The sequence below is a fragment of the Nonlabens agnitus genome, from assembly GCF_002994045.1.
GTDB lineage: Bacteria > Bacteroidota > Bacteroidia > Flavobacteriales > Flavobacteriaceae > Nonlabens > Nonlabens agnitus.
This window is the reverse complement of sequence record NZ_MQUC01000003.1, coordinates 48,078-74,334: the sequence shown is the minus strand read 5'-3', so window position 1 is coordinate 74,334 and position 26,257 is coordinate 48,078. Positions and strand designations below refer to the sequence as shown.

Annotated in this window: 26 protein-coding genes and 1 tRNA gene; 6 read left to right on the top strand and 21 right to left on the bottom strand. The window is 41.3% G+C overall.

Features of this window, described 5'->3' with window-relative positions:
- Positions 1-135 precede the first annotated feature (135 nt).
- The 8 genes from BST86_RS00475 to BST86_RS00440 form a co-directional block, all read right to left on the bottom strand.
- The gene (locus BST86_RS00475) at positions 136-387 is read right to left on the bottom strand and encodes a hypothetical protein (protein ID WP_105981557.1); all 252 of its coding nucleotides are present in this window, start codon (positions 385-387) and stop codon (positions 136-138) included.
- Positions 380-1,291, bottom strand: a complete 912-nt coding sequence (locus BST86_RS00470; RefSeq protein WP_105981556.1) for a hypothetical protein — start codon at positions 1,289-1,291, stop codon at positions 380-382. The genes BST86_RS00475 and BST86_RS00470 overlap by 8 nt, the downstream gene beginning before the upstream one ends.
- A gap of 31 nt (positions 1,292-1,322) precedes the next feature.
- The gene (locus tag BST86_RS00465; protein WP_105981555.1) at positions 1,323-2,243 is read right to left on the bottom strand and encodes a hypothetical protein; all 921 of its coding nucleotides are present in this window, start codon (positions 2,241-2,243) and stop codon (positions 1,323-1,325) included.
- Between the two features lie 2 nt (positions 2,244-2,245).
- Positions 2,246-3,139 carry a hypothetical protein gene (locus BST86_RS00460; RefSeq protein ID WP_105981554.1) on the bottom strand — a complete coding sequence of 298 codons (894 nt, stop codon included), beginning with the start codon at positions 3,137-3,139 and terminating at the stop codon, positions 2,246-2,248.
- An 85-nt stretch (positions 3,140-3,224) separates the two neighbouring features.
- Entirely contained in the window at positions 3,225-3,671 is a 447-nt protein-coding gene (locus BST86_RS00455) for a hypothetical protein (protein ID WP_146126677.1), read from the bottom strand.
- Entirely contained in the window at positions 3,668-4,363 is a 696-nt protein-coding gene (locus BST86_RS00450) for a hypothetical protein (RefSeq protein ID WP_105981552.1), read from the bottom strand. Before BST86_RS00450 ends, BST86_RS00455 begins: the two co-directional genes overlap by 4 nt.
- A 96-nt stretch (positions 4,364-4,459) precedes the next feature.
- Positions 4,460-4,804 carry a hypothetical protein gene (locus BST86_RS00445; RefSeq protein ID WP_146126676.1) on the bottom strand — a complete coding sequence of 115 codons (345 nt, stop codon included), beginning with the start codon at positions 4,802-4,804 and terminating at the stop codon, positions 4,460-4,462.
- 3 nt (positions 4,805-4,807) lie between these two features.
- A complete protein-coding gene (locus BST86_RS00440) occupies positions 4,808-5,194 on the bottom strand; it encodes a hypothetical protein (RefSeq protein ID WP_105981550.1) in 387 nt (128 codons plus the stop codon).
- Positions 5,195-5,303: 109 nt separating this feature from the next.
- On the opposite strand from BST86_RS00440, the gene BST86_RS00435 reads away from it, so the two are divergent.
- From BST86_RS00435 to BST86_RS00420, 4 genes are all read left to right on the top strand, one after another.
- Positions 5,304-5,600 (top strand): rhodanese-like domain-containing protein, encoded by a 297-nt coding sequence (locus tag BST86_RS00435; protein ID WP_105981549.1) that lies wholly within the window; start codon positions 5,304-5,306, stop codon positions 5,598-5,600.
- A 41-nt stretch (positions 5,601-5,641) separates the two neighbouring features.
- Entirely contained in the window at positions 5,642-6,484 is an 843-nt protein-coding gene (locus tag BST86_RS00430) for a helix-turn-helix domain-containing protein (protein ID WP_105981548.1), read from the top strand.
- A 141-nt stretch (positions 6,485-6,625) separates the two neighbouring features.
- Entirely contained in the window at positions 6,626-6,982 is a 357-nt protein-coding gene (locus BST86_RS00425; RefSeq protein WP_105981547.1) for an isoaspartyl peptidase/L-asparaginase, read from the top strand.
- Positions 6,983-7,677: 695 nt separating this feature from the next.
- Positions 7,678-10,821, top strand: coding sequence for a VPS10 domain-containing protein (locus tag BST86_RS00420; protein WP_105981546.1), 3,144 nt, complete (start codon positions 7,678-7,680; stop codon positions 10,819-10,821).
- An 83-nt stretch (positions 10,822-10,904) separates the two neighbouring features.
- On the opposite strand, the gene BST86_RS00415 is transcribed toward BST86_RS00420, so the two are convergent.
- Together BST86_RS00415 and BST86_RS00410 are read right to left on the bottom strand one after the other, a co-directional pair.
- Entirely contained in the window at positions 10,905-11,303 is a 399-nt protein-coding gene (locus BST86_RS00415) for a hypothetical protein (RefSeq protein ID WP_105981545.1), read from the bottom strand.
- A gap of 79 nt (positions 11,304-11,382) precedes the next feature.
- Positions 11,383-12,033: a MarC family protein gene (locus tag BST86_RS00410; protein WP_242446422.1), complete on the bottom strand. Its 651-nt coding sequence runs from the start codon at positions 12,031-12,033 to the stop codon at positions 11,383-11,385.
- A 262-nt stretch (positions 12,034-12,295) separates the two neighbouring features.
- Here BST86_RS00410 and BST86_RS00405 point away from each other — a divergent pair, with 262 nt between their 5' ends.
- Complete coding sequence (locus tag BST86_RS00405; RefSeq protein WP_105981544.1) at positions 12,296-14,653, top strand: transglycosylase domain-containing protein; 2,358 nt, start codon at positions 12,296-12,298, stop codon at positions 14,651-14,653.
- A gap of 144 nt (positions 14,654-14,797) precedes the next feature.
- Here BST86_RS00405 and BST86_RS00400 read toward each other — a convergent pair whose 3' ends face one another.
- The 8 genes from BST86_RS00400 to BST86_RS00370 form a co-directional block, all read right to left on the bottom strand.
- Complete coding sequence (locus tag BST86_RS00400) at positions 14,798-18,397, bottom strand: ShlB/FhaC/HecB family hemolysin secretion/activation protein (RefSeq protein ID WP_105981543.1); 3,600 nt, start codon at positions 18,395-18,397, stop codon at positions 14,798-14,800.
- A gap of 177 nt (positions 18,398-18,574) precedes the next feature.
- A complete protein-coding gene (locus tag BST86_RS00395; protein ID WP_105981542.1) occupies positions 18,575-18,988 on the bottom strand; it encodes a DUF6691 family protein in 414 nt (137 codons plus the stop codon).
- 3 nt (positions 18,989-18,991) lie between these two features.
- Entirely contained in the window at positions 18,992-19,549 is a 558-nt protein-coding gene (locus BST86_RS00390; protein WP_105981541.1) for a YeeE/YedE family protein, read from the bottom strand.
- A gap of 132 nt (positions 19,550-19,681) precedes the next feature.
- Positions 19,682-19,840 (bottom strand): hypothetical protein, encoded by a 159-nt coding sequence (locus tag BST86_RS14830; RefSeq protein WP_172443285.1) that lies wholly within the window; start codon positions 19,838-19,840, stop codon positions 19,682-19,684.
- A gap of 7 nt (positions 19,841-19,847) precedes the next feature.
- On the bottom strand, positions 19,848-21,176 hold the full coding sequence (locus BST86_RS00385) for an MBL fold metallo-hydrolase (protein WP_105981540.1): 1,329 nt from the start codon (positions 21,174-21,176) through the stop codon (positions 19,848-19,850).
- 137 nt (positions 21,177-21,313) lie between these two features.
- On the bottom strand, positions 21,314-21,688 hold the full coding sequence (locus BST86_RS00380; RefSeq protein ID WP_105981539.1) for a rhodanese-like domain-containing protein: 375 nt from the start codon (positions 21,686-21,688) through the stop codon (positions 21,314-21,316).
- Positions 21,689-21,862: 174 nt separating this feature from the next.
- Positions 21,863-22,666, bottom strand: a complete 804-nt coding sequence (locus BST86_RS00375) for a sulfite exporter TauE/SafE family protein (protein WP_105981538.1) — start codon at positions 22,664-22,666, stop codon at positions 21,863-21,865.
- Positions 22,667-22,725: 59 nt separating this feature from the next.
- Positions 22,726-23,352, bottom strand: a complete 627-nt coding sequence (locus BST86_RS00370; protein WP_105981537.1) for a Crp/Fnr family transcriptional regulator — start codon at positions 23,350-23,352, stop codon at positions 22,726-22,728.
- A gap of 227 nt (positions 23,353-23,579) precedes the next feature.
- Between BST86_RS00370 and BST86_RS00365 the strand changes: the two genes are divergently transcribed.
- Positions 23,580-24,740 (top strand): BamA/TamA family outer membrane protein, encoded by a 1,161-nt coding sequence (locus tag BST86_RS00365; RefSeq protein WP_105981536.1) that lies wholly within the window; start codon positions 23,580-23,582, stop codon positions 24,738-24,740.
- A gap of 368 nt (positions 24,741-25,108) precedes the next feature.
- Here BST86_RS00365 and BST86_RS00360 read toward each other — a convergent pair.
- The 3 genes from BST86_RS00360 to BST86_RS00350 form a co-directional block, all read right to left on the bottom strand.
- Positions 25,109-25,182: transfer RNA gene (locus BST86_RS00360), tRNA-Arg, on the bottom strand.
- Positions 25,183-25,211: 29 nt separating this feature from the next.
- Positions 25,212-25,658, bottom strand: coding sequence for a GatB/YqeY domain-containing protein (locus BST86_RS00355; RefSeq protein WP_105981535.1), 447 nt, complete (start codon positions 25,656-25,658; stop codon positions 25,212-25,214).
- A gap of 41 nt (positions 25,659-25,699) precedes the next feature.
- Entirely contained in the window at positions 25,700-26,221 is a 522-nt protein-coding gene (locus BST86_RS00350) for a hypothetical protein (RefSeq protein ID WP_146126675.1), read from the bottom strand.
- Between the last annotated feature and the right edge of the window lie 36 nt (positions 26,222-26,257).

Genomic DNA, 26,257 nt, shown 5'->3' with positions numbered 1-26,257 from the left:
ATCGCTGAAATAGGGCAATTGACGTAAAGACGATTTCAAGATCGCTCTAACGAGAACCAAATGGCCATCACCAGCGCCAGTACCACCGCCGAAATTTGAATAATGGCGATGCTCTTGATACAGCGATGCTGCGGCTCACGTCTCCACAACATCAAGTTGAGCGCTACCGAGACCACAAAAAGGTAACGTGAAAAATAAATTTACATAATAGAACCAGTACCAACCCATAAGTAAGGCAAACATCGCCAAGACAAGTGAAGGTATCGCGAGTGCATTATTTTGATGGGTTCTATTTTTAAAAAGAACTTGAGATGCTATGATGGAGATCACGAGAATAGCGCCGGCAATACTGCAGGTGGTTACCAGTAATTGAGAGGCGCTATTCATCAAATTTCTTGAGGCCGTATTGCTTTTTGGCGTCTGTGAGTAACTCGTCTAGAGTTGCTGTTTCCTTACCAGTAGTGATGCCTATTTTTTGATCATCTTCGAGGCTATATTCAGTGATAAAACCTTCAACTCTAGGCTTTTTGTCATATCCTTCATAGATCTCGATACGGGCGACTTCAAAGCCGTTGATCATCTTATAGGTATAGGTTCTAGTGTTGGTGGAACCATCCTTTTTCACAGTGGTTTTGCTTATCAAGTTTCCCTTTTTGTATTTGAAGGTTTCTTGGGAGATGACCTGGTCATCTTTGTCAAAAACCGTGTATTCTTCCGTTTTGCCTTTTTTGAATTTAGTGACTCTTTTTTGCCACAGTCGGTCACCATCATACACGACTTGAATGGTCTGGTCTGGAAAATAGGAAGTTCTTGCCGTCAACTTATCATTGCCGTTATAGGAATCTTCCTGGCTTTTCTCTCCTTTTGCATTATAGGAAATAACCGTTTTAGGCGCGTAAGATCGGCTATGAGTGGCTGCCTCAGTTATAGTGACTGGATTGATACCTGTATAGACATAGTCATACTCATATTTACCATCTGTCTTTGAACCGGTACGATAGTGAGTTCTATGTACCATTTGGTTTTTATCGTTATAAGAGAGTTCATAGGAATCGCTACCACCACCTACTCCATAGGCTGTACGTTGGTAGATCAAATTACCTTTATCAAATTTATAGCTAACGGTCCTGCCGGCCTTCCAGCTTTTATTGTAGTTCTGGAAATCGTACTGACGTTCACTTACACTTATGGTATTCTCTGGAAAATCATACTCACTTAGTTGGAGTTTTTCCTGAGCGATACTGGTCCATCCTATAAAAAGAAAGAACAAACTGGCTAGAGCTACTTTCATATATTGAAAATTTAAGAGGTTGCTTGAAAAATTACGGACGCTGTTTAGAGTTTTGCTTGATAAAAGCTTCATCCACTACCACATCACCACTCACGGTTCCATCTGCATAAGTAATCTTACGGAAATAATATTTATGCACCGATGGATCATGCTGAGGTTTGTAAATCGCTGCGGTCCAGTCGCCTTTTTTGTTAGTTTTTGAAACAGACAGCGGTGCCTTCCTGTCAGATTCAGTGAGTTGGGAACTGATGAACTTGTTATAAGCCGCCACATCACTTACCGCCAGATCTCTAAGTTTTCGAACATTAGAGCCTGCTTTATCCAAGTCGAAAAATTTACTGGTCCCATCAAACGGATATAAATAAGCCTCTACATACGGGCTATCGTCCTCATTTTTAAAAAGGATCTGATCCTTGTAAAAAACAAAATAATCCTTGGACGGCGTCGATTCAATCGTAGTCACGGGACCGTAATACCTATAATAATCCTTTTTATCACTTTGTTGTGGGTAATACGTCTGGCTCAACCTACTGTTTTCATACATAAAATGAGCGGTGCCAATCGCCTTGATCTGCCCATCATTGTTGACGAGATAGTCAATCTTATCAGCACTATAATTGGAACCGGACATCTCGCCTGCCAGCTTGCCATTTTTATAGTTGTACTCAACGCCTTTCTGGATAAATTGGTTTTGATCCACATACTGTTTGATCGTGCCATCATCGTTAAAAACGTATCCCTTAAATTCCAGCGGTACCACTTTTTCCGCTTTATCTCTTTCATAAACCGCAATCTCAATTTGCTTTACGGGTGCTTTTACATCGTAGTGTTCCCAGGAAACCTCCACAGGTTTGAACGGCATTTTAAAATCATTGAGTATGATGTGTTGTGCTTGTAGGGAGTTCGCTTTCGCGAAAGCGAAAACCATCAACATCGCTGCTATCTTTTTCATCCTTAGTCTATTTTAATTTTCTTCAACTCTTTGATGACCTCATCCTCTGAAATGGAGGCATTTGTCTCGCCCTTGATTTCTCTCACGGCAAGATTTGCAACCATTCCAGATCCATAATCGCGTATCTCGCGCGACACACGCAGCACCCAAGCATCGTTGTCGTAGGTGTAATAGTAGCCGTAACTTTCCCTGTCACGGTTCATATCTTGATCCAGCATCCAGGATCTTATCTGGTTACCGTTCTTGTCCAGCTCATATTCAACACCTCTGGTATGATTACCGCCTGCATCATACGTTGTGGACTTGACCTCAACGCCGTTTTTGAATTGCTTGACGCGTTTGGAACTAAGCTTACTGTCGTTGGTATAGTAGGTAATAGTCTGCATATCGTCGCCAAATTCTGTGCGCTCGCGCAAGACGTTATCATTATTGTAGATCTCTTCCACAGTTTTATTATCGCCCTCAAAATGTTGGACGATTTTGGGAACATAGTTCTGACCGTTTTCTACCGTCACCTTGATCACTAACGGATTTGTACCTTCATAGGAATAGGTCTTGATGATTTCCTGATCGTAATTAGAATTGCGATCCACGATCTTGCTCAGTCTGCCTTGATCGTCATAGGTATAGTTTTGGGAAATGGTTTGCCCTTCAGGAAACACTTGTTTGTGGGTCAGAAATTTGCCTTCATCATTAAAGGTAAATGTCGAGGTACTTTTAAGCTTGAGCTCGTCACTCGCATATTTATAGATCATGGTTTTCTCGACCAGTTCTGTTGTACCGGCAGGTGCATTCATTACCGCCAAATCATTTTCTGTTTGACTGGTTGCCGAGTTGCATGAGACAAGAACGAACGTGGCGATAAGCAATAGACTGATGTATGGTTTTTTAATCATTATAATCTTATTGATGGTTAGAATTATGATGCGTTAAAATTGCAGCTATCAAGAGTATGATGCCATAGGGCAACTGCCCTAAAATTCACCTGCCATTTATGGAAAGTACCGTATTGCTATGAAAACCTATACCTAACTCAATAATTTGTCCCTTATGTAACTGATGGAAGTGCTTGTCGCCCAAATAATATTTGGCATTGTTCATCACAATATATTTTGACTTGCTACTATGCTTTCCAGTATTGCTATAGGTGGAATAATTGACTTTATCAGTCACGGCGCCTTTGAGCAGTCGTACCTCACCATGGGCTAGGTCTTTCCACTGTTTGTATGCAAGACCAGCAAACATGAGAAATGCGATGGTAGGAATGGCAAATGCAGCCAGCCTAAATAGTTGGGGCAAGTTTTCAAAATAATAGGCGAGCGCGTAAAACAACAGCAGCACCGGCAATAGTAAGAGATAACCCATCAACTTGCGTCTTAAGCTACGTCGCTCCTTCTGATTCATCAATCTGGTGTTCACAGTCATCATTGATAATATGTGATGACGTATTCTTGGGTAGTATCGTAGGCTGGGCTGTAGAAGCTGATAATATTGCCATAATCGTCCAGAACCACGTCTTCATAATTATCGGCGCCCATAAAAATGTAATTGACCATCACGCCATTGTTGTAAACAAAGTCTACCGTTGCGGTTCTATCAAATTCCCTAGTCTGGCGTATCATCAGGTTTTCGGGCGTACCATTATAGGAATAGTTGGTAGTGTAAGCCTGATCATCTTGCCAGTCGGTCGTAGAGATCAACCGATTTTGATCGTCATAGGTGTAGGTCAATCGGCTTATGTCACCATCGCTGGTAGTGATTTCCTCAATTAGATTACCGTTGTCATCATAGGTATAACTGCCAGTATCGTCACTGCTGGCAACGGTGTAGCCTGTAATTTGATTCTTTTCATTGAGTTTGTAGGTAAAGACTTGTCCAAATTGTTCCACAAGGATGGCATCCTTGAGATATTTGAATGTTTTGGGACTGTCTCCGGTCTCAGTGACCAGCCGGCCTTGACGGTCAAATTCAAATTGGTCTACGGTTTTCACGGGACCCAAATAGCCATGATGCGTGGCTTTATATTTGAGCGCAACTGGATTTACAGGCGCCACAGATTTGTCTTGCGCTTGAATCGACAGGCCCAAGAAGAGTAAAAAGAGGATCATCAATGATTTCATGAGAGTTGATTTAAAAGATTAATGGGAGAAATGAAGTATGTGGAGTGTAACACTTTCGCGCCGTGCCTGCCGGCAGGCAGGAAAGCGAACTAAATATTACCAGTGAAACACCTCAAAGAAAATGGCAGAAGTCACTGTCAATAGCAACAGAAGCGCATAATTCCAGAGAATGATCTTAGTCAGTCGTTCTTTAGAACCTAGTTTTCTAACAAAATAGAACAAGATGACGGAGATCAATAGTGCCGGTAATGCCAGAAAAATATTGAAATAATAGAACCAGGTCCAGCAAAAAACCAGTGCCCAAACCGCACATATCATACAAGGAATGGCAAGCGCGTAGTATCTGGTTTTATCGTCTTTATTTTTAGTAAAGATCCACGCGATGAGAATTGCCGCGAGTGCTGCTAAAAAGATAGCTATAGTGTAGGACCACATTCCCATGACCTACTCGTTGCCATAAACTCCCAGGGATCTAACCCTATTGAAAGTGTTGTCACTTAAATGTAATTGAACTCGCTCACCTTTAAAGATATCCTGACTTAATAGCAAGCTTATCTCATTCAAAGCATAATCCATACTCTTGTCAGTATAATACTGATCTTGGGTCACCATATTGACATTGATGATGGAATCTTTGACCAATTGGAAACTCACCATTCCATCTTGTCCATATTCTAGGCTGTCCATAAGCATGGAAAATTGTGTGGCCTGTTCCTTTATTTCTGGATCATTGTAGTACACCTCAACACCACCAGTGGCCACACGGTCGCCATAGCTGTGGCAAGAAATCGTAAGAATGGCGATGGTAAGTAGAAGAAATATCATTTTCATTTTGACAGATTTTTTAAGTGAAACGTTATGTTGATCCAAAGATTCGACAAAACAAAAACAGATACCATAAGGCAATTGCCCTAATCATTTTTAAGCTTCAAGACACCTCATGTTTAACTTACTGAGAAAAAACAAGACTTCACAAATCAAGAAATACCTGCAAGAAGGAGCTACTTTATTAGATGTACGATTTGCTTCAGAATATAATTCTGGACACATTTCAAAATCAGTCAATATTCCTTTACAATCTCTTGATGAAAAGATGGATCAATTGGACAAAGACAAACCCATCGTTGTTTACTGCGCTATGGGTGGTCGCAGCACCATTGCTGCCGCAAAACTTAAGTCCCGTGGATTTAGAGTTATCGATGGTCGCAGTATTAAATCCATAAAAAAGCTCACGTAGCCGACTTTTATTTTTGATTGACAATTGGCTACTTTTAGGACATGAAACATGAATTTCGTGACGATAAGGATGACAGTCTCTTCGTACTTACCAGCTTTCAAAATAGGTCATCGCTAGACCTTCTAGATCTTGATGATCTTTATAAGATTGTATGGTGCCATCACGGTGAGCAGCCACTCGTCGTTGATGGGTATCACATCACACTTCAAGAAAATCAAATTTTATTTTGCACGCCCAATAATAAAATAGAAGTCCAGGAAAAAGACAACTCATTAAAGGCATTTCTTTTTAACCGAGAATTTTACTGCATTAGAGATCATGATAACGAGGTTTCCTGTATGGGCTTGCTGTTTTATGGATCTTCCAGTGCACCAGTAATCCAATTAGGCGATAAGGAAAAAACCACGATGGAAGCCATGTTTTTGATCTTCCGAGAAGAGTTTGAGAATAGGGACCATATTCAAGGTGAGATGTTGCGCACCTTACTTAAAAGACTACTCATAACCTGTACACGACTGATCAAAAAAGATGAACACATTCAAAACATGTCCATCAAACAAGTGGACCTGATCAGGAAATTCAACATTCTAGTGGAGCAACATTTCAAGCAACATCATCAAGTGGTTGACTATGCAGATTTGTTGTTCAAGTCACCCAAAACACTCTCCAACTTTTTCAAAAAACACGACATTCATTCTCCGCTTAAGATCATCAACGATAGAATTACTCTAGAGGCAAAACGATTACTCCAATTTTCAGATCAAACGGCTGAGGAGATTGCCTACGAGTTGGGATACAAAGAACCCAGCCATTTTTCCAAATTTTTTAAAAAACAAACCGGTAAGTCACCTCTTCAATTTAGAAAGGAAAAGTCAGTGTCATAAGACAATAGCATAGGTACCTTTTTCACATCTATATGGCAACGCGTTACGAACGTTCTAGCCCTACAAAAGCGATCATAAAATCAAAGTCTTTACCACATCTTTTTTTGCAAAGAATCACCAACTCCTGTAAGTTCCATAACTATGAAAGGCTATACGATTGCCATTCATGGTGGTGCGGGAACGCTTCTTAAACAGCACATGACTGCCGAAAAGGAGACTGCATACAAACAGGCTCTAAGCATCGCCCTAGATCAGGGAACTGCGATTCCTGAAAATGGCGGCACGGCAGTAGATGCATTAGCTGCTGCGGTAAGAAGTATGGAGGATTCAGCTCTTTTCAACGCGGGAAAAGGCAGCGTTTTTACAGCTCAAGGAACTCACGAGATTAATGCTGCCATTATGGACGGCAAGGATTTGAATACAGGTGCTGTATCACTCATCACAAGTATTAAAAACTCGCTTAGATCTGATAAGAATAATCCATACCGCAAAGACTGACGTACCTATTTGCGAAGCCCTGATAAATGTACAAGACTATGATCTGGATCCAGAAATTCAAAAAATGGAGTACAGTGTTAAGCCGATCGATTGAGACCTAACATCGGTTCTATGGTAAAATAGGCAGATAGTTTTTGCAGATCCTGAAGTATACTATCTAAATACTCCTTATGTCAACTGGTTTATGAGGTCAAATAATAAAGGATACAAACTATCGTCACCAGCAGGACCAGCATTGCAAGAGTAGAATTGGCCTGTGTGAAAACAAGGTTGCCAAATGCTAAGATCATCATTCATAAGAAATCGGTTTAAAATACCTTGATGACATGGACTTTCCTTACATGGTCAATTCTATGAAAGAAAATCATGTTAGTGGGAATAAGGTCGATCTCCATCGCCTGCTATCACGCACGCGGTAGAAAATGCATAACAATGCAGCTTGATCGTGTGTTGCAGCGATGTGGTTCCAGACGCTGCGAATCTAGTTTTTTTCCTAAGGAAAAAAGAGGCCAATGGCCAAGTGCAGTATGCGCAGAAAAACTAGTTCAAGACTTTCTTAAAGTTCACAATACGGTCAGTTTGTAAGAAACTGACCGTGTTTGTTTTCCGTACGCTTCGGTATTGGTTTATGAAGTTGGATGCAGTTCCGCAATTTGTCGCTTGTTTGCTATCTTTAGATTTCAAATTTTGAATTCATGAAGATATATTATGCATTTGCTGTCCTTTGTTATTTCGCTTTTGCGAAAGCGAACTCCCAACAATTACCTGACCCACCAGAGGCTCAAAAATATTATGAATCCCAGGAGTTTCGTCTGTTAGGGCCATTTCGTGGTGGACGTAGTGCAGCGGTAACTGGTGTTCCTGGAAAACCCAACCTTTTTTACTTTGGAGGTACTGGCGGCGGCGTGTGGAAAACTACTGATGGTGGTCGCACGTGGAGCAATATATCTGATGGATATTTTGGCGGTAGTATAGGTGCAGTAAGTGTGGCGCCCAGTGATCACAATGTGATATATGTAGGCGGCGGCGAGAAAACGGTGCGCGGTAATGTCTCCAGTGGTTACGGTATCTGGAAATCTGTTGATGCTGGGAAAAGCTGGACTCAAGCTGGATTGCCTGAAAGTCGTCACGTACCACGAATTGCGATTGATCCAGATAATCCTGACATCGTATATGCAGCAGTGCTGGGAAATATCTATAAGGAATCTACTGATCGTGGTGTGTATAAATCCACTGATGGTGGGAAGACCTGGAAAAAAACCTTGTATACCAACGACCTTGCTGGTGCGGTAGATTTGATTATCGACCCTAGTAATGCCCGTAATTTATACGCATCTACCTGGAGAGTCCAACGCACGCCTTATAGTTTGAGTAGTGGTGGCGATGGCAGTGCGCTATGGAAAAGTACAGACTATGGAGAAACCTGGACAGAAATCTCCAAAAATGAAGGCTTTGCAAAAGGCACCTTAGGAATCATGGGAATCACTGTTTCTGCCGTGAATTCTGACCGTCTTTATGCTATTGTAGAGAATAAGGATCAAGGTGGTGTTTATAGAAGTAATGATGCCGGACTCACCTGGACTAAAACGAACGACGATCGCAGCTTAAGACAACGTGCCTGGTACTACACAAGAATCTATGCTGATACTCAAGATGAAGATGCGGTCTATGTCGTGAACGTTTCCTACCATAAAAGTACTGATGGCGGCCGCAATTTTACCAGCGGTAGAGCGCCACACGGCGATCATCATGACTTATGGATCGCACCTGAAGATCCACAACGTATGATCATGGGTGACGATGGTGGCGCACAGGTCACTTATGATGGCGGCGAGACCTGGTCTACATACCACAACCAGCCAACCGCACAGTACTATAGAGTGACCACAGATAATTCGTTCCCTTATAGAATTTATGTGGCACAACAGGATAATGGTACGATTAGAATACCACATCGCACCACTGGTGGCTCCATTACAGAAACCGATTGGGAAGGAACCGCAGGTGGCGAGAGCGCGCATATTGCAGTAGATCCTAATAACAATGACATTGTGTATGGTGGTAGTTATGGCGGTTTCCTAACCCGATTCAATCACGCTACCAAGTCACAGCGTGGTATCAACGTCTGGCCAGACAACCCTATGGGTCATGGTGCCGAAGACATGAAATACCGTTTCCAATGGAATTTCCCCATCTTCATTTCCAAGCACGGTGACAATAAATTGTATGCATTCTCCAATAATGTTCATGTCACCAGTAATGAAGGCCAAAGCTGGGAAACCATTTCGCCAGATTTGACGAGAAATGACCCTACTAAACTGGTTTCCAGCGGTGGACCTATCACGCAGGATAATACCAGTGTGGAATACTACTGTACGATTTTTGCCGCAGCGGAATCTCCCATCAACCAAGGAGAACTTTGGGTAGGAAGTGATGATGGCCTAGTGCACTTGTCCAAGGATGGTGGTAAAAACTGGAGCAACATCACCCCTAAAAATCTACCAGAATGGGCTCAAATCAATAGCATAGAGCCTAGTTCTTTTGACCCTGCGGTTTGTTACATCGCTGCTACCAGATATAAGTTGGGAGACTTTGAGCCCTATTTATATAAAACCGAGGACTATGGGAAATCATGGAAAAAAATTACCAGCGGTATTCCTGCAGAGCATTTTACACGAGTCGTACGAGAAGACAAGGAACAAAAAGGACTGTTATATGCAGGAACTGAAACAGGCTTGTACATAAGCGGCGATGATGGTAACACCTGGAAATCCTTTCAAATGAATTTACCTATCGTACCTGTTACAGATCTTGCCGTTAAAGACGACAACCTGATTATCGCCACACAAGGTCGCAGCTTGTGGATTCATGATGATCTTTCCATGGTGCGTCAAGGTTTGGAAATGAGTCCGCTTTCGCGAAAGCGTAATACCTCAAGCCTTCCTGAAAAAGTAAAGCTATTCAAACCTAAAGAATCCTACCGTATGGACGGTCGTGGTGGTCGCAGCTCATTGACCGCTGGAACCAATCATCCTGCTGGCGTACAAATACATTATTATCTGCCTGAGTTCAAGGAGAAAGACAGTGTTGCTTTACGTTTTATGGATGCTAATAAAAAGCTGATCAAAGAATATGCAACCTATTCCAAAAAGAATAAGCTGAAACCAGAAACCGGCGCCAATGCCTTTAATTGGGACACTCAATACGACGGTGCGGAAGAGTTGGACGGCATGATCCTATGGTGGGCAGATCTTTCAGGACCCAAAGCCGTACCCGGAAACTATACCGTGCAACTTGAAGTCAACGGTGAAACACAAACGCAACCTATCGTTATCAAGCGCACTCCAATTAGCGAGGCTACCGTTGCAGACATGAAGGCCCAATTTGAATTTGTAAGTGAGGTCAATGAAACGGTAGATAAGGCTCACAAATCCATCAAGAATATTAGAGACTTTAATAAAAAACTATCTGCGTTCAAGACGGTCTATGGCGATAGAGATGTTGAAGGAATCAAAGAAATGGTCACACTAGCCGATTCTATGAAAACAAAATTTGAAGAAGTTGAAAAGGCATTGTATCAAACACAAAACCGCAGTGGTCAAGATCCTTTAAACTTCCCTATCAAATTGACCAACAAACTGGCTCACCTTAATGCGTTGGTCACCATGGGCGATTTTGCACCAACAGCACAAGACATTGCCGTGAAAAACGAGCTTAGTGCTCAAATTGAAGCTGAATTGAATAAATTCAACGAGGTTTTGGATAGTGACATCAAGGAATTCAACAGTAAATTCAACGCTTTGAAACTGGATTATCTGGTGGTAGAAAAAGAGGATTGACAGAAAAGTAATCCACTAAAAAACCGCTATTCTTATGATGAATAGCGGTTTTTTTATTTTTTATAGCGTCGATAGAAGTTCTCTTATTCTAACCGCGCGGCTTCTTTTGCTTTTCTAACCAGTCCAGCAGCCCATGCGATGCTATCTTCAAAGGTCTTAAATACTTTCAGTTCTCTTTTATAAAACAACTGCTCAAATTGAACGCTTTTCTCGTGTAAAACATTATCTGTGATAATCGCCATACCTAACAAGTTATCAATGAGTGTCACCTGTGGATAGACCAAAGGATCAACTGAGTAAGAGCCTACTCTATTTGATATATAAACTAGATCGCGATCTCCAAAGTTTTCCTCAATAATATCGCGCAGTACATGAACGTGCTCCATGCTCACGGTCACGCCATCCTTGATTTGATTGATCAAATAATCCTGAAAAATGAAAATTTCAGCATAACCTAGTTCAATGTATTTTATGGGCCTCATGATTTTATCAATACTTACAAACAAACCTAATCATCTGATTATTAATCTTAAAGATAAGTATAAAGAAACTAGTCTAATATTAAAAAGCCAGCTTTAATCCATCCACCACCATAGTTGTTCCTATAATAGCGATAATCAATCCCATGATTTTACCTATAACAGTAATGATATTGTTTCCTATTTTCTCTACAATGAAGGTACTGTAATTAAAAGCCAAATAATTCATCCAGCAAATCAAGGCAGCAATGGCAATGACGATACCTATATATAGATAAGTGGCATCTGTTACAAAGTTCATGGTCGTTACAATGGTACCAGGACCAGCAATCAATGGAATGGCAAGTGGTGATATCGCGATGTTCTCATCTACATCGACTTGCTCCAAGGTTTTTAAATTCGACTTTTTGGATTGCAGCATTCTAAAACCTGCATAAAAAATAAGTAGTCCACCAGTGATCTTAAATGCCGGTATGGTAATCCCAAAAAAGTCAAAAATAAATTTACCTAATAACGTAAACAGTAGGATGATCATGAAAGCTGTGAACGTTGCCTTTTTGTTGATCCTATGTTTCTCTACGCGGCCAGCACCTTCAGTCAAGCCTAAAAAAACAGGCACATTAGCAATAGGGTTTGTGATCGCAAACAAACCAGTGAACACACTAATGGCAAATGCCCAGACGTCAAGTATTACAAAATCTCCCATAATGCCGGCAAAGATAATCTGATTCATAAACATGACAACTAGCATTGCGTTAATTGGATGCTAACAATTAGATAGATTAAAAACCAACACCTATAGTCGGACCTGGAGCAACCTTGCCTTACTTTTCTAGCTTTGATGTTGGATTATTTCGCTTTCGCGAAAGCGAACTGCTATCTAACTTTCATCCATATAACCGGCGCAGATGATTTAAAATTACCTTTATAATATAAATTGCGTGATTAAATTTTATCTTGGGAAGATCAATTCATTTCCATAACAACACGACCCTATGGCCCAAAGCGTAAGTAATGATCAACAAGCTGGCTTCTTGCAGCAGATATTGCGTTATATCAAAAAGCATCCTTTCAAATCTTTAGGATGGGTTTTTCTTGCGGGTGTTTCCTTTGTGGTGTTTCTGTTTTTGGGGACTTGGGCTGGCGCTTTTGGACACGTTCCCAATTCCAATGAACTAGCCAAACTTGAAAATCCCGTAACCTCAACGGTTTATGGAAGCGATAAGAAGCCCATTGCCTATTTCTACCTGCAAAACCGCAGCAACATTGACTCTACCCAGCTCAATCCTTATCTGGTACAAGCACTAGTTGCGACTGAGGATGTGCGTTTCTATGAACACTCTGGAATTGATTATAGAAGTTATGGTCGTGTGTTTGTCAAGTCCATCTTGATGCAACAGGGAAAAGGTGGCGGCAGTACGATCACACAGCAAATTGCGAAAAACGTCTTTGGGAGAAAAGATCTCTGGCTATTGAGCACGCCTATCAACAAGATGCGTGAGGTGATCATCGCCAAACGATTGGAGTCGATTTATTCTAAAGAAGAGCTGCTCCTACTCTATTTCAACACGGTGTCCTTTGGTGAGAATCTGTACGGTATAGAAAAGGCTGCCCAGCGCTTTTTCAGTAAGTCTCCAGATCAGCTTAACTTATCAGAATGCGCAACGCTCGTTGGGGTTTTAAAAGCGCCATCGTATTACAACCCGAGAAAGAATCCGCAGAATTCTACCAATCGCCGCAATGTGGTCTTGCAGCAAATGGTAAAAAACAATGCCATAACCCAAGAAGAAGCAGACGCAGCAAAAACTGAAATCACACTTAAGTACAGTCCACCAGAGAAAAACTCATCCCTATCGGGTTACTATAAAGAATACATACGCACGGAGTTCAACAATTGGGCTGCAGAAAATCCAGATCCCGATGGCGGCATCTATGATCTAGAAATCGACGGTCTACAGATTTACACCACATTACAACCCAACATCCAGAAGTATGCAGAACAAACCATGGAACGCAACATGGTGCGCCTACAAAAACTCATGGACCAACACTGGACCAGTAAAACCACTGATGGTGGTAAGGAAGCCTTCATTGCTAACCTCATGGCCATCCAGCCCAAAATCATCCAGATGAAAGAAAATGGAATGACTGATGAGCAGATCATGGACTATTGGAAAACCTCTAAAAGCCGTAAATACTGGGAAATAGGTAAAGGCTTTGAACCAAGACAGCAAACGGTAGAAGACAGCATCATAAGCTCCATCATTAGGTTGCATACAGGCATTCTCGCCATGAACTCTCGCAGCGGTGCCATACTGGGATATCTAGGTGGTATTGATTACGGGTTTTCACAAATCGACAACATCAAGGCAAAGAATCAGGTAGGATCCACATTTAAACCTATCACTTATTTAACGGCATTGGACCAAGGCATTGATCCTTGCGACTATTATGACAACTCCCTACGCACGTACAGCAAATACGAGGACTGGCAGCCTAAAAACAGTAGTGGTGGCTATGGTGGTAGCTACAGTTTGCATGGTGCTTTGGCAAATAGTGTGAACACGGTTTCTGCAGCGTTACAACTTCAGGTAGGCGTGGATAACACGATAGAAAAGGCGCGTAAAATGGGTATCACATCAGACATTCCAGAGGTGCCATCCATTGTTCTGGGAACGGCAAACATAAGTTTGATGGAAATGGTCATGGCATACGCCAGCATTTCCAATGGTGGCAACAAGGTCAATCCCTATATGATCCAGCGCATCACAGACCAACAGGGAACGGTTCTTTATGAAGCGAAACCAAAATATGATGGCGGCGTGGCGTCTGTGGCCAGTATCAAGGAACTGCAACAAATGATGGGCGAAGTTTTGACTGAAGGAACTGGAGCTGGATTTAGTAGATGGGAAATCCCATATAATATCATTGGCAAGACTGGAACCACTCAAAATAATGGTGATGGCTGGTTTATAGGTGCCTCACCAGAGATCGTAATAGGATCTTGGGTAGGTGCTCGCGACAAACGAGTCCATTTTGAGAAAACCTATATGGGTAGCGGTGCTAATACAGCCATGCCTATGGTCGCATCCATGTTCAAGAGTTTGAGCAGTTGGAGACGTCCTATGTTGACCAACTTCGAATACGCCAGACCCTATTTCCCATGTCCACCTTTTACTGACCAGGTAGCTTCTGAGGCGACCAATTATTACAAAACCGACAGCACCTATCTGGAAGGTTTGAGAATTAAGGACTCATTGTTGAGAAACCCGCCTATCGTGGTGGACAGTGTGCTCGTGGATAGCTTATCTATTCCAGAACCAGTTCAGGAACAAGCTCCGGTTGATCAATAAGAATTGAATGTGAGCCCAGAATCTTAAGGATTCTAGGTTGACGTTGGAATAGTTCGCTTTCGCGAAAGCGAACTTCTTACTATCTATAAAACATAAAAAAAGGCTTGAATTACTTCCAGCCTTTTGCTTTTTGGTACATTGATTTTAGAATCTAAAACCAGCGGTAAAAATGATACGATTGTCTTCATCACTTTGATAATAACCAATGTTTGCAGTAATCGCCTGGAAACCATTGATGAAAATCGATCCACCATAACTGTTTTTCCATTTTTCTGACGTGTCTGTGTCGTCCCACACGCGACCGTAGTCAAATCCTGCAGTAACACCTATACGAATAGGCACATATGAAGTTCGGAATTTTGTGATACCAATGCGTAGGTCTGTCGATTGAAAAAAGGAAGTCTGTCCTTGGAACCTATCGTTGCGATAACCTCTCAAGCTTTCATTACCACCAACAGATGCTGCATGGTAAAACTCATAGCTCTCGCCTATATTGAACTGTGCTTGAGCCTTGGTTGCGAGTGCTGCGGCACCACTTTCATGAATAGGGTAAATGAAGGAAACTGTAGGTTGCACATAGGAAAACTCATTGTTGAATTCACTATCGACATTGCGTTTGTAACCTGCGACAACGCCTATTTCCATACCACGACGTGGATAGCTTATCAATCCTTGCTTGTTGTTGTAGTTAAAACCTACTTCACCACCAGCGTATAACTGTCTTTCAAAAACATCATTGTTGGCATTGAATTGGGTTTCAATAAAACCACCTTGATCATCGACTACTTCGTTAGACTCTAACCTTGCCGCCACGTGGGCTGTAAAGTCATTGTATTTTTTGAATTTCAAGGATGGTTGAACGTGCCATTGTCTGATTTCAGTACGGTTAAAGTCTAGGCTTACTGCGTCATCGTCATAAAAAGTCCCATTACCTATCCCAAAGAAGTTGGTTGCATAATTCCCAGTGGTGTAGCGAGCGTCCAACCCAAAGTTCCAGTTGTAAAAAATATGTGCAAACTCACCTACATAATTAAATTCAAAACCTTGAGTGGCAGAGAAATATTGAGCTGATATGGAGTGTTGTGCTGTAAATGGATTGCGCAATAACCCATAAGTAGTGTACGTATTGTTGATACCAGCATTGAATCCAGCATCTTGATCAAATCCTATACTAGGTAAAATCACGTTTGTAGAATACACGCGTTTAGTAGGATCAAAATTGTTGATGTCATAAGAATCAGACAGCATTTTATTGACCGGCGTGTTGAAGGTGTTTTTCTTAGAAGCATAATCAAATACTTTGACCTTGCGTCTATTCTCGATGTTATAAATATCATTCTCTTCACCACCAAAAATCTTTAAATCTATGTAGTTGCTGCCGTCACCAGTAACGTTTATCGTGTCATCACCATCCAACGTATACAACCAGATCTCATTAGTTAAGTCACGATTATAGGTGTTCTCAAATATGGTCTTGTCTTTTTGGGTGATCTTGATATTCGTCACACCATTAGGAAGACGCTCTACATCAATTACATTGTCTTTTGTGGTAGCGACAACCGTTTCATATTTCTTGAAATAATCGTAGTAATCTTGGGCGATTTGCACGAGATTAGCTCTTCGTTTTTTCAGGATTTCCTTGATCTGGGCGGTGTTTTCATCTCTAGTATCTGGTAATAAATTTTCAAATGCGTTATCGATCACCTCATCGGTCAAGTTGTTTTGAATGTATTCTGCTTGTGCCTTCCAATCCTGCCAATCTGCTTCATTGATAAAGGTTTTGTCCAGGTAATAACCAGCATTATTGAAGGTTTTGATGTTCTGGACCTCTGGTGCATAGGTTTGCATGTTACGGGCTAATGGTGCTCCTAGCTTCAAAATGGTTGGGAATATACCATCATATTTAGGGAACGCTTGATCACGGTCTCTAGGAATAGGAACGTATAATTGTGTGCCGTCTTCCTTTTCAGTCATTGCCCAGCGCCATTGATCTTCATGTCGGTCCCAATCACCTATCAACATATCAAAAAGTCTTGCTTTAATAAAGGCGGACTCGTCTACTTGGGTATCCTTGTCCTCGCGTATCTCGATCAATAAATCTGAAGTACTGATGATGTCATCAGGATTTCCAAAAATACCTAGTCCAATATTCTCATCGCCTACATGCTCTTCAAACATATAAAGCTTATCACCGTAGCTCTCATTGAATCGGCCCAAACGTTCTTGCTTAGGCAGGTACACCACTCGTGGATTTGCATGATAAATATCGACAGCATCCATCAATTCGTTCACGGCAAATTGTGCATAAGGATGTGCAGAAGTATAGTAATCCTGAACGATTTCTTCTGCAATGGTATTTTTCATATACTCTAACACGTAATGGTCGTCAATGGAAGATTGGATAAAACGAACGGCGCTCTTGCGCAATTCCCTAACGGTAAATTCGTTCTCGTTATCATCGATTAATCGCAAACTTCTGGATTGGTTCCCACCACCTTCAGTAATAGCTCTTACATTATTAGGTAAGTCATCTAGGAATAATACAGGCGCAGTTATTTCTTTGGAATACACTTCTCTATAGTGATCGCCCCAAAACCATTTGTACACACCAGATTTATCGGTTTCTTCTTTGGTATAAATGGAAGCGTCATAAGTTTCACCAAATTCATCTTTAGTATGGTATTCAAAATCTTCCAGGCTTCCTTTCTTAAGTTCAATTTCTGAAGTGTGAACCAATTCTACATTGGCTCCATCCACAGTAAAAATTTCCACCTGGGAACTACCATCCTTAAAAACGGTAAGCTTTGAAAAACCATGGTCACTATTGGAGAAAATTTCTTTTTTGGAATTGTTTCGGGTTTTTTCTGTTCCTGCAGTAGCGCCGCTAATCACTTGTGGGATGCCATCATCCATCAAAAACTGAAGGTTCTTATGGTTTCCAGAAACGAAAACCACATCTTCAAACTGGCTTGCAATGGTTTCCAAACGGCCTACCAAGTACTGCATCTGGTTGTTGAAATAGGATTGATTTGAAAAACCACCCATACGCTCAAAGAAACCACGACGGTTAGCACTTAATATAGGATGATGAATCGCGACGATGACCGTCTTGTTCTGCTCATCCTTGAGTTCATCTTTGAATTGGACAAAAAACTGTTCTCTTGTCTTGATCTCACAATCATTATTGATGTAAGGATAATCATCCCAATCTTCTAGGTACCATTGACTGTCTACCATAACCAGTTCTACCTCATCACTCAAGGTCTCGCGTTCTATGGGACAGCCGTCATTAGGCCAGAATTTTCCTTTGCTGTTATCTTGTAAAAATGATTCTAGATCATCAATATTGTTGTGACCACCTTTATTCCATTCGTTTTTTCCAGGAATATAGATCACCTGGCCGTTGAAGTCTGCCAGTGGATTTAGGACATTGTTGGTAAGATATTCCTCTTCCTGCTTTCTTTTGGTTTTATCCTTGGGATATCCGTTCTTTCTAGTGGTATTTCCCAACGCCACAAAAGCAGCATCCTTATCCTTTTTTGAGGCTTCTACGATCGCTTTGAGAACATCGGCAGATTTGCTGTTGTTGTCATCACCTAGGTTTGCAGTGAGATACACGCTTTTTGAAACCTCCTTTTCCTGCTGTCCATAGACTGATGGTGCACAAAACACAATTAGTAACACTAACAGATAAAGGTGATTAAGAGTACGTTGCGCTGTTTTTTTAGGGTAGAATCTGTCCATGAATCAAATGAGTTTATGGCACAAAACTCATAAATTAATAGGAAAATTCGGGTACGATTAACATTTCCTCTAAAATATAGACACATTTATAACACCTCAAGATTGAAAGCTATGCGGTGAATGATGAAGGTAGTTTCGCTTTCGCGAAAGCAAACTCATTATACAAGTCAACACTACTTAATGTGGCAATTTGCTTTTCAACAAACCGTACAAGAACGTGCCTAAAAGCGCGCCAAAAATGACTACCAAAATAGACGGAAAACCTGCTCCCAACAGAACATACATGGGTCCTGGACAGGCACCAGAAAGCGCCCAACCCAACCCGAAGATCGTACCACCTATCAAATAACGGGCAACGCCTTTATCCTTAGGCTTCAAGCTCATCTCGCTACCGTCCAGCGTTCCTACTCGTTTTCTTTTGATCACCTGGACGCCTATGACTCCTATAACCAGCGCAGATCCTATGATACCATACATATGAAAGCTTCCAAACTGGAACATTTCATAGATGCGAAACCACGATGCCGCCTCTGATTTGAACATGACAATCCCAAAAAATACGCCGATGACTAAATATGTGATGTATCTCATGTCCTAAAAAATTAAAGGGTAAATAAAGTTGATCATGATAAGGCCACCTATAAAGAATCCTATCACGGCTATTAAAGATGGCAATTGCAGGTTACTCAATCCAGAGATCGCGTGACCAGAAGTACAGCCACCAGCATATCGCGCACCAAAACCGACCAGTATACCACCTATCAATAGAATGGCTAGGTTAGTTGGTTCCATAAAATTCTCCAGTCCAAAGATTTCAGTAGGTAAGTAGGCTTCTTGCGCACTTTCAATGCCGTAATCTTGGGATAACTGCTGGGCCACTTCTGGGTTGATCTCTACCGTGTTGTCGCTCATAAAGTTAGAGGCTATAAAACCACCTATGATGGCTCCTAGCACCACCATAAGGTTCCAGCGCTCTGCTTTCCAGTCAAACCTAAAAAAATCAGCAGCCTTTCCAGCTCCTAATGCAGAGCAGGTTGTGCGCAGCGGTGACGACATTCCAAATTGCTTACCTACTAGCAACAGCAAGAACATGGTAAGCGCGATTAAAGGCCCAGCAACATACCATGGCCATGGATCATTTATCCAACTCATAATTATAATTTTTTACAAACTTAGTGTACCCAACTCATTACCCGTGTAACCTTTGTTACCGCTCTAGAAATTATAAAGGTTGAGAAGTATTGCTTTCGCTTTCCTTCCTAGAGACATCACCCTGCTATTCTTCTAAGCTAAGTTCACATCAAAAAGATGCCCTATCAATGCTGTCATTCCCATAGGGGTCGTTCCCCAAAACGTTATGCGCAATACTGGTTTCCAGATACCAGAACCACCAGCTCGCAACCAACCACTGCGGTTGACGTAATATCTCTCGTTAACCTGCAATACCTTTTTATTTAAACTTTTCTATATCATCGCTCAAGTCGTAAATGGTCACACCATTGAGCTGTTTTTCAAGAATGCTGCTACCTGCGGCACTGCGATATCCACCAGCACAATGTACAACAATAGGCTTGTCAGTAGGTATCTCGCCAGCCGTATCCCGCAATTCATGTAATGGATGTGCGAGTGCGCTCTCAAAGAATTTTCCCTGTTCCACCTCGCTGGTATTGCGTATATCCACGATGGTATAATTCTCTAGATGCTTAGCAAAATCCTCTAGATCCAATTTGTCTGTGGTTACAAGATCCTTATTTGCAAGAGTAATGACTTTAGAAAGCTGCTTTTCATAACCTATTTTGGCAACTCGATGCAGTAATTTGTCCTTGTTCTCCTTGTGATCAATGACCAGAGTAAATGCTTCTTGAGGCTCAATGATCGATCCCAACCAGGTTTCAAATTTTGCATTGTCAGACACTGCCTGGATGTTGAAACTTCCCTTAAGATGACCTTTTTTGAAGGTTTCCTCGTCTCGCATGTCAACAATAAGACCACTGGCCGTGGCATTCTCTTCAAAAGGAATGCTTTCTATAGCAGGTACTACCTTATCAGCACCTGTTTTATTGATATCCACATCGTACCCAAAATATGCTGGAATGAAGGGTTGACCATCCAGCAAGGTGTCCATGAATTCTTCCTTAGTCTGGTCTTTAAACGCCCAATTGTTAGCACGCTCATCGCCCAGCGTGCTGCTGGCAGCATCGCTCATACCTTTACCACATAAGGAGCCTGCACCATGTGCAGGATAAACAACGGCATCATCTGGTAAATCTGTGTATTTGTGTTTTGTTGTGTGGTACATCATTTCGGCAAGTTCTTCTCGTTTTGCTTTCATATTGCCTGCCTTTTCACGCAAATCGGGTCTACCTACATCACCTATAAACAAGGTATCGCCGGTAAACATCGCGGTCTGGTCTCCATCTGTTGCAACTATGGTTATGCTGTCTGGAGAATGACCTGGCGTGTTGATCGCCTTCAACACAACCTTGCCCAGCTCGATCTGATCACCATCATCAAATGACTGGTGCGGATAATCAGCTCCTGTTTTTTTGCTGTTATAAATCGTGGCTCCAGTTTCTTGGTGAATTTCCAAATGCGAGCTCACAAAATCTGCATGAGGATGCGTTTCTATAATGGCGGTGATGGTGGCGTTGTTCGCTTTCGCGAAAGCGTAATACTGCTGTGGATCGCGTTCTGGATCGATCACTGCCATTTTCCCACCGCTCAAGATGGCATAGGAATAATGGGATAGTGGCTTATATTCAAATTGTTTGATCTTCATAATTCTGTTTTATGGTATAAAAATAAAAAAGGCAAAAACAAGATGTTGTAACCTTTGATACATAAGGACATTGTTCTTGAAAAGCAATTGATTTTATTTCGTTTTGATTGATGTGATCCTTCGGTTCGCTTTTACGGTTATTCTTCTTTGGTCCAGTCCAGGTAGCCACCTTTTAAATCATAGATTTTAGTAAATCCCAGTTCTTCAAGGATGATCGCGGCCTTACCGCTACGGTTTCCAGACCTGCAATAGATGTAAATGGGCTTTGATTTATTTAATTGTTCAAAGCTTTCTTTGAACTGATCCTTCTCAAAGTAATCGATGTTTATGGCACCGTCTATCGCTCCTTGACCAAATTCTGCTGAAGTTCGTACGTCCACTAATTGGACTTCGTTTTTCGTGATCGCTTCTTTGAATTCCTTCTTGCTCAACACAGTGACCAGACTGTCAGATTGCGCTTGAATATTGCTGGAAAATCCTAAAACTAAAAGAGCTATAAGTATATTTTTCATGCTGAATTTTCTTTTTTAAAGTTACTAAAGATGGACGGCACTGGACGGATCTCGTTCGAGCAATATCATGTAGGCTGAAGCTTTTGCTATCATAAAGGTTTAATAATGTTTGAGAAATCGTTGAAGAACTCGCTTTCGCGAAAGCGAAATATTTATCATCCATCTTGCAAAAGATTATATGGTAAGTTCCTTATAGATGATATAGACACCCATAATGAGCACGAACCAACCGAAGGCTTTTTTGAGCTTGCTGCCTTCCACAAATTTGTTGAGCCAGATGCCTATAAAGATCCCAACTATCGAAATCGCAGTGAACTTCAATAGAAATGGCCAGTCGATGTCGTAGTTCTGGACATCGCCCAAAAATCCAATCAGCGAGTTGATGGCAATGATAAATAAAGAGGTGGCCACCGCATTTTTCATGGGAAGTTTTGCCAGCAGTACCAATGCGGGAATAATTAAAAAACCGCCGCCAGCACCAACCAATCCAGTAATCAATCCAATTATCAATCCCTGGATCCCTAATATGAAGTAATTGGGGTTTAGCTCTGCCTTCTTCTCGATAAGTTGTTCCTTGCTGTTGCGAATCATGGTTATCGCAGTCATAAGCATGATCACGGCAAAAAACATCATGATGGCCAAATCTCTGGTGACCTTGAAGTTTCCAACATTAAACAAATCTTGCGGGACGGCAGGAATAATAAACGCTCGTGTCAAATACACTGCGGTAAAGGCTGGTACAGCAAAAATGATGGCTGTTTTAAACGCGACACGTCCATGAAACATATTTTTGACAGCACCTACCATGGATGTTGAACCTACCACAAATAAGGAGTAAGCAGTTGCGATAACAGGGTTGAATGACAGCGCGTATACTAGAATAGGCACCGTGAGAATGGAACCGCCACCACCTATCAATCCCAGTACTAATCCTATGAAAAGCGCGCCAACGTATCCTAAAACCTCTACAATCTCCATATTATCTTTAGATTCTGGACAAAGGTAGATGGAGCAGAAAGCTAGTTTGGTAACCGTTGTTACAGGACTTCAATAAAGCTGCGGTGCAATTTTATCTTGCCGTCGTTTTCCATTCGTTTTAATAGTCTTGAGATGACGACACGGCTGGTATGTAGGTCGCTGGCAATATCCTTGTGTGTGGTGTAGATGTGCTTGCTGTTGAGCACTTCTATTTTGTCATTTAGGTAATTCTCCAGCCGCTCATCCATTTTATTGAATGCGATATTATCGATGCTTTCCAGCATTTCCATCATTCTTGTATGATAGCTATTAAATACGAAGTTGCGCCAGCTTTTGTACTTGCTGGACCATTCTTCCATTTTGCCTATGGGAATCATGAGCAGTTTTGCGGGAGTTTCTGTCACAGCGTGGATTTCGCTTTTGGTGTTTCCCATACAGCACGTTAAGGTCATCGCGCAAGTATCTCCTTTTTCAAGGTAGTAGAGCAATAGTTCATCACCTTGAGCATCTGCTCGCATGATCTTAATACTTCCTGATAGCAATAAGGGCATGAACTTTATAAATTCACCAACTTTAATGAGGTCTGTTCCTTCTTCCACTTCTCTAAAATGAGACACGTTCTCGATTTCATGAAGTAAGTCCGGTTCAAATAAAGAGCTGTAAAATGCTGTGAATTCTGGTGTCATACGGTTTAATAGGTATTGATATGAATGTTCAGGGCTTATTGCAGTTTTCAAAGATGATAAAAGATGCCCGGCCTTTATAGACTCTCAATAAGCAAAAGTACCTACATCATTTAAGATGTAACAGCAATACACTAAACGTATGTAATATTTTCACAAAAGAAGAATTAGCTGGTCCAGTTTCATTTTAGTGAACTATTTTGCGTCACTTTTATAAAGAATTTTCATACATGCCGACTTCCAAAAATCTTGTTCTTACCATCTTATTGCTTCTTGGGCTAGTTTACACACCACAAGTTGATGCGCAATTTGAGAATTTGAAGGAGTTGTTCACTTTCTATCCCAATAGGAAAGCGGTAGAACGGGACTCAACATTGTATCCTTCTAAATTCATCGCTGCTCCAGTTGTGAGCTATTCTCCAGAGACTGATTTTGCCTTTGGTATAGGTGCTAAATATTTATTCAAGTTTGCAGGTAGTGGTGACGAGACACGTGTTTCCAATATGCCCATAACTTTTCAATATACGTTGAACAGTCAATATTTCTTATACTCTGGTTTCGAAATATTTACCAATCAGGAAAAATGGGTGATCGAGGGAAATATTCTTTTTCAAAATTATCCCAGGTTATACTATGGGATAGGTAATGGCACTTCAGAATCTGCGGAAGAGATTTACAACTATAACCAGCTTCTTGTAGAGCCCATCTTTTTAAAACAAGCATTTCTCAGACATCTATTTATAGGTGCTGGAATACGTTACAACCATATCTACAATACAGATTTTGAGGAAGATGGACTTATCGCTACAGAACAATTGGACGGTTTTGATGGCTCCACATCAGTTGGTGTTGAAGCCGCAGCCCTTTATGATAGTCGTGATGTTATCCTGAATGCCTCCTCGGGTTGGTACTTAGAGTTTACCCATGGAAAATATGGAGAATTTTTAGGCGGTACCAACAAATTCAATTTAACGCGCATTGACCTTAGACATTTTTTGAAGGTTTCTAAGAAAAATAACGATGTGCTAGGTTTTCAGTTCGTAGGTAGAACGGTACGCAATAACCAGCCATTTTCTGAATATTCTTTCCTAGGCAGCAGTGAAATCATGCGCGGTTATCGCGAGGGCCGTTTTATAGACCGTGATCTGGTCGCGGCTCAAGCAGAATACCGCAAGAACTTTAAAGATTCCAGAATAGGTGCTGTGGTCTTTGTTGGTGCTGGTGATGTTTATAGAAACATTGATGAATTTCAATTTAGTAGTTTGAAACCTAGTTACGGTGTTGGAGTGCGTTATAAGCTGGACGAATCAGAGAACCTCAATATAAGGTTGGATTGGGGTTTTGGTCGCGGGACCAACGAACTCTATCTAGGAATTGCTGAGGCTTTTTAGAACGAGAAGCCAGCTGATGGCGCACAGCTTATAATAAGATTCGCAGACATAGAATACCTGAGCGATTGCTCACCATAAAACTATAAGAATTACCTAGAGGTGATCCTGATAAAGCTCCGCTCTGAAAATACAAATACCCTAAAAATGCTTGAGCGAATGCTCATCATAAAAAAATAAAGGATTACTTAAAGGTGATCCTGGTAAAGCACCGCTCTGAAAATACAAACGCCCTAAAAATGCTTGAATGAGCTCATTATAAAAAAAGGATTACCTAGAGGTGATCCTGATAAAGCTCCGCTCTGAAAATACAAATACCCTAAAAATGCTTGAGCGAGCTCAGACATTTTTAGGGTATTTGTATTTATTCGTGACCGCGACAGGATTCAAACCTGTAACCGCTGGAGCCGAAATCCAGTGCGCTATTCAGTTGCGCCACGCGGCCGTTTTATTCGCTTTCGCGAAAGCGCAAACTTAAGACAATTTTGCTTTTACAATAGTGCTAATTGTTCTACCATCTGCTTTTCCTGCAAGTTGGGTATTTGCCATTCCCATAACTTTTCCCATGTCCTTCATACCGTCGGCATTGGTGCGAACGATGATTTCTGCGACAACAGCTTCAATAGCCTCTTCACTTAATTGTTCTGGTAGGAATTGCTCAAGAACAACTGCTTGAGCCAGTTCTGGTTCAGCGAGGTCATCCCTATTTTGCTCAGAATAGATGCGGGCACTGTCCTTTCTTTGTTTGACAAGTTTTTGAACCAGTTTGATTTCTTCATCCTCACTCAAACCATCAGATGCTCCTGAAGTTTTTGCAAGTAAAATTTCGCTTTTTACCGCTCTTAAAGCAGCAAGGGCTGTTTGATCTTTTGCCTTCATGGCCTCTTTCATGGCGGTCATGACGTCTTTCTCTAAACTCATAATTCAAAATTGATTTACAAAAATAGGGATTCTAAAGCCAATTAAAAGCTACCTGACCAGTTACTGCCGGGTAAATTAGCTGCAAGAAATACTCTTTCCTTAAATTGCCAGACCATGGTTCTTGTGGGCAAACCTTCTATCGATTTCACAAAGGACCATTCTGACTTCTCGTCAAAATTACCTTTGAATTGCTCTGCATAATAGGCTCTGGCCGCTTCCTCGTTATAGAAGTAGATGGTCACCTGTCCCAATTCATGACCGGTTCCCTCAAGAAAAGTATACATAACGCCACGATAAGGTTTATCTGAGGCTTGAACAAAAAACTGATCTCGATTCTTGTTGGTATTGTAAGGAAGTCCAGAAGCGATCAGTTGCTGGTCAAAAGATGCCAGCGGATACCTAAATCCAATATTCTTTATTTGATCTGGCATGAACTCTTGATAATAAGAGATATGATTTTCTTCACCTTCAATAAAAGAGGATGGATTTGAGGTATTTTCAGCAGGCTGCTGACCTAATACTAAAAAGCCTGTCAATAGAAATAGAATGGATAGCGGTTTCATAGGTGTAGATTTGATCATCTAAACTAAAACTGATTC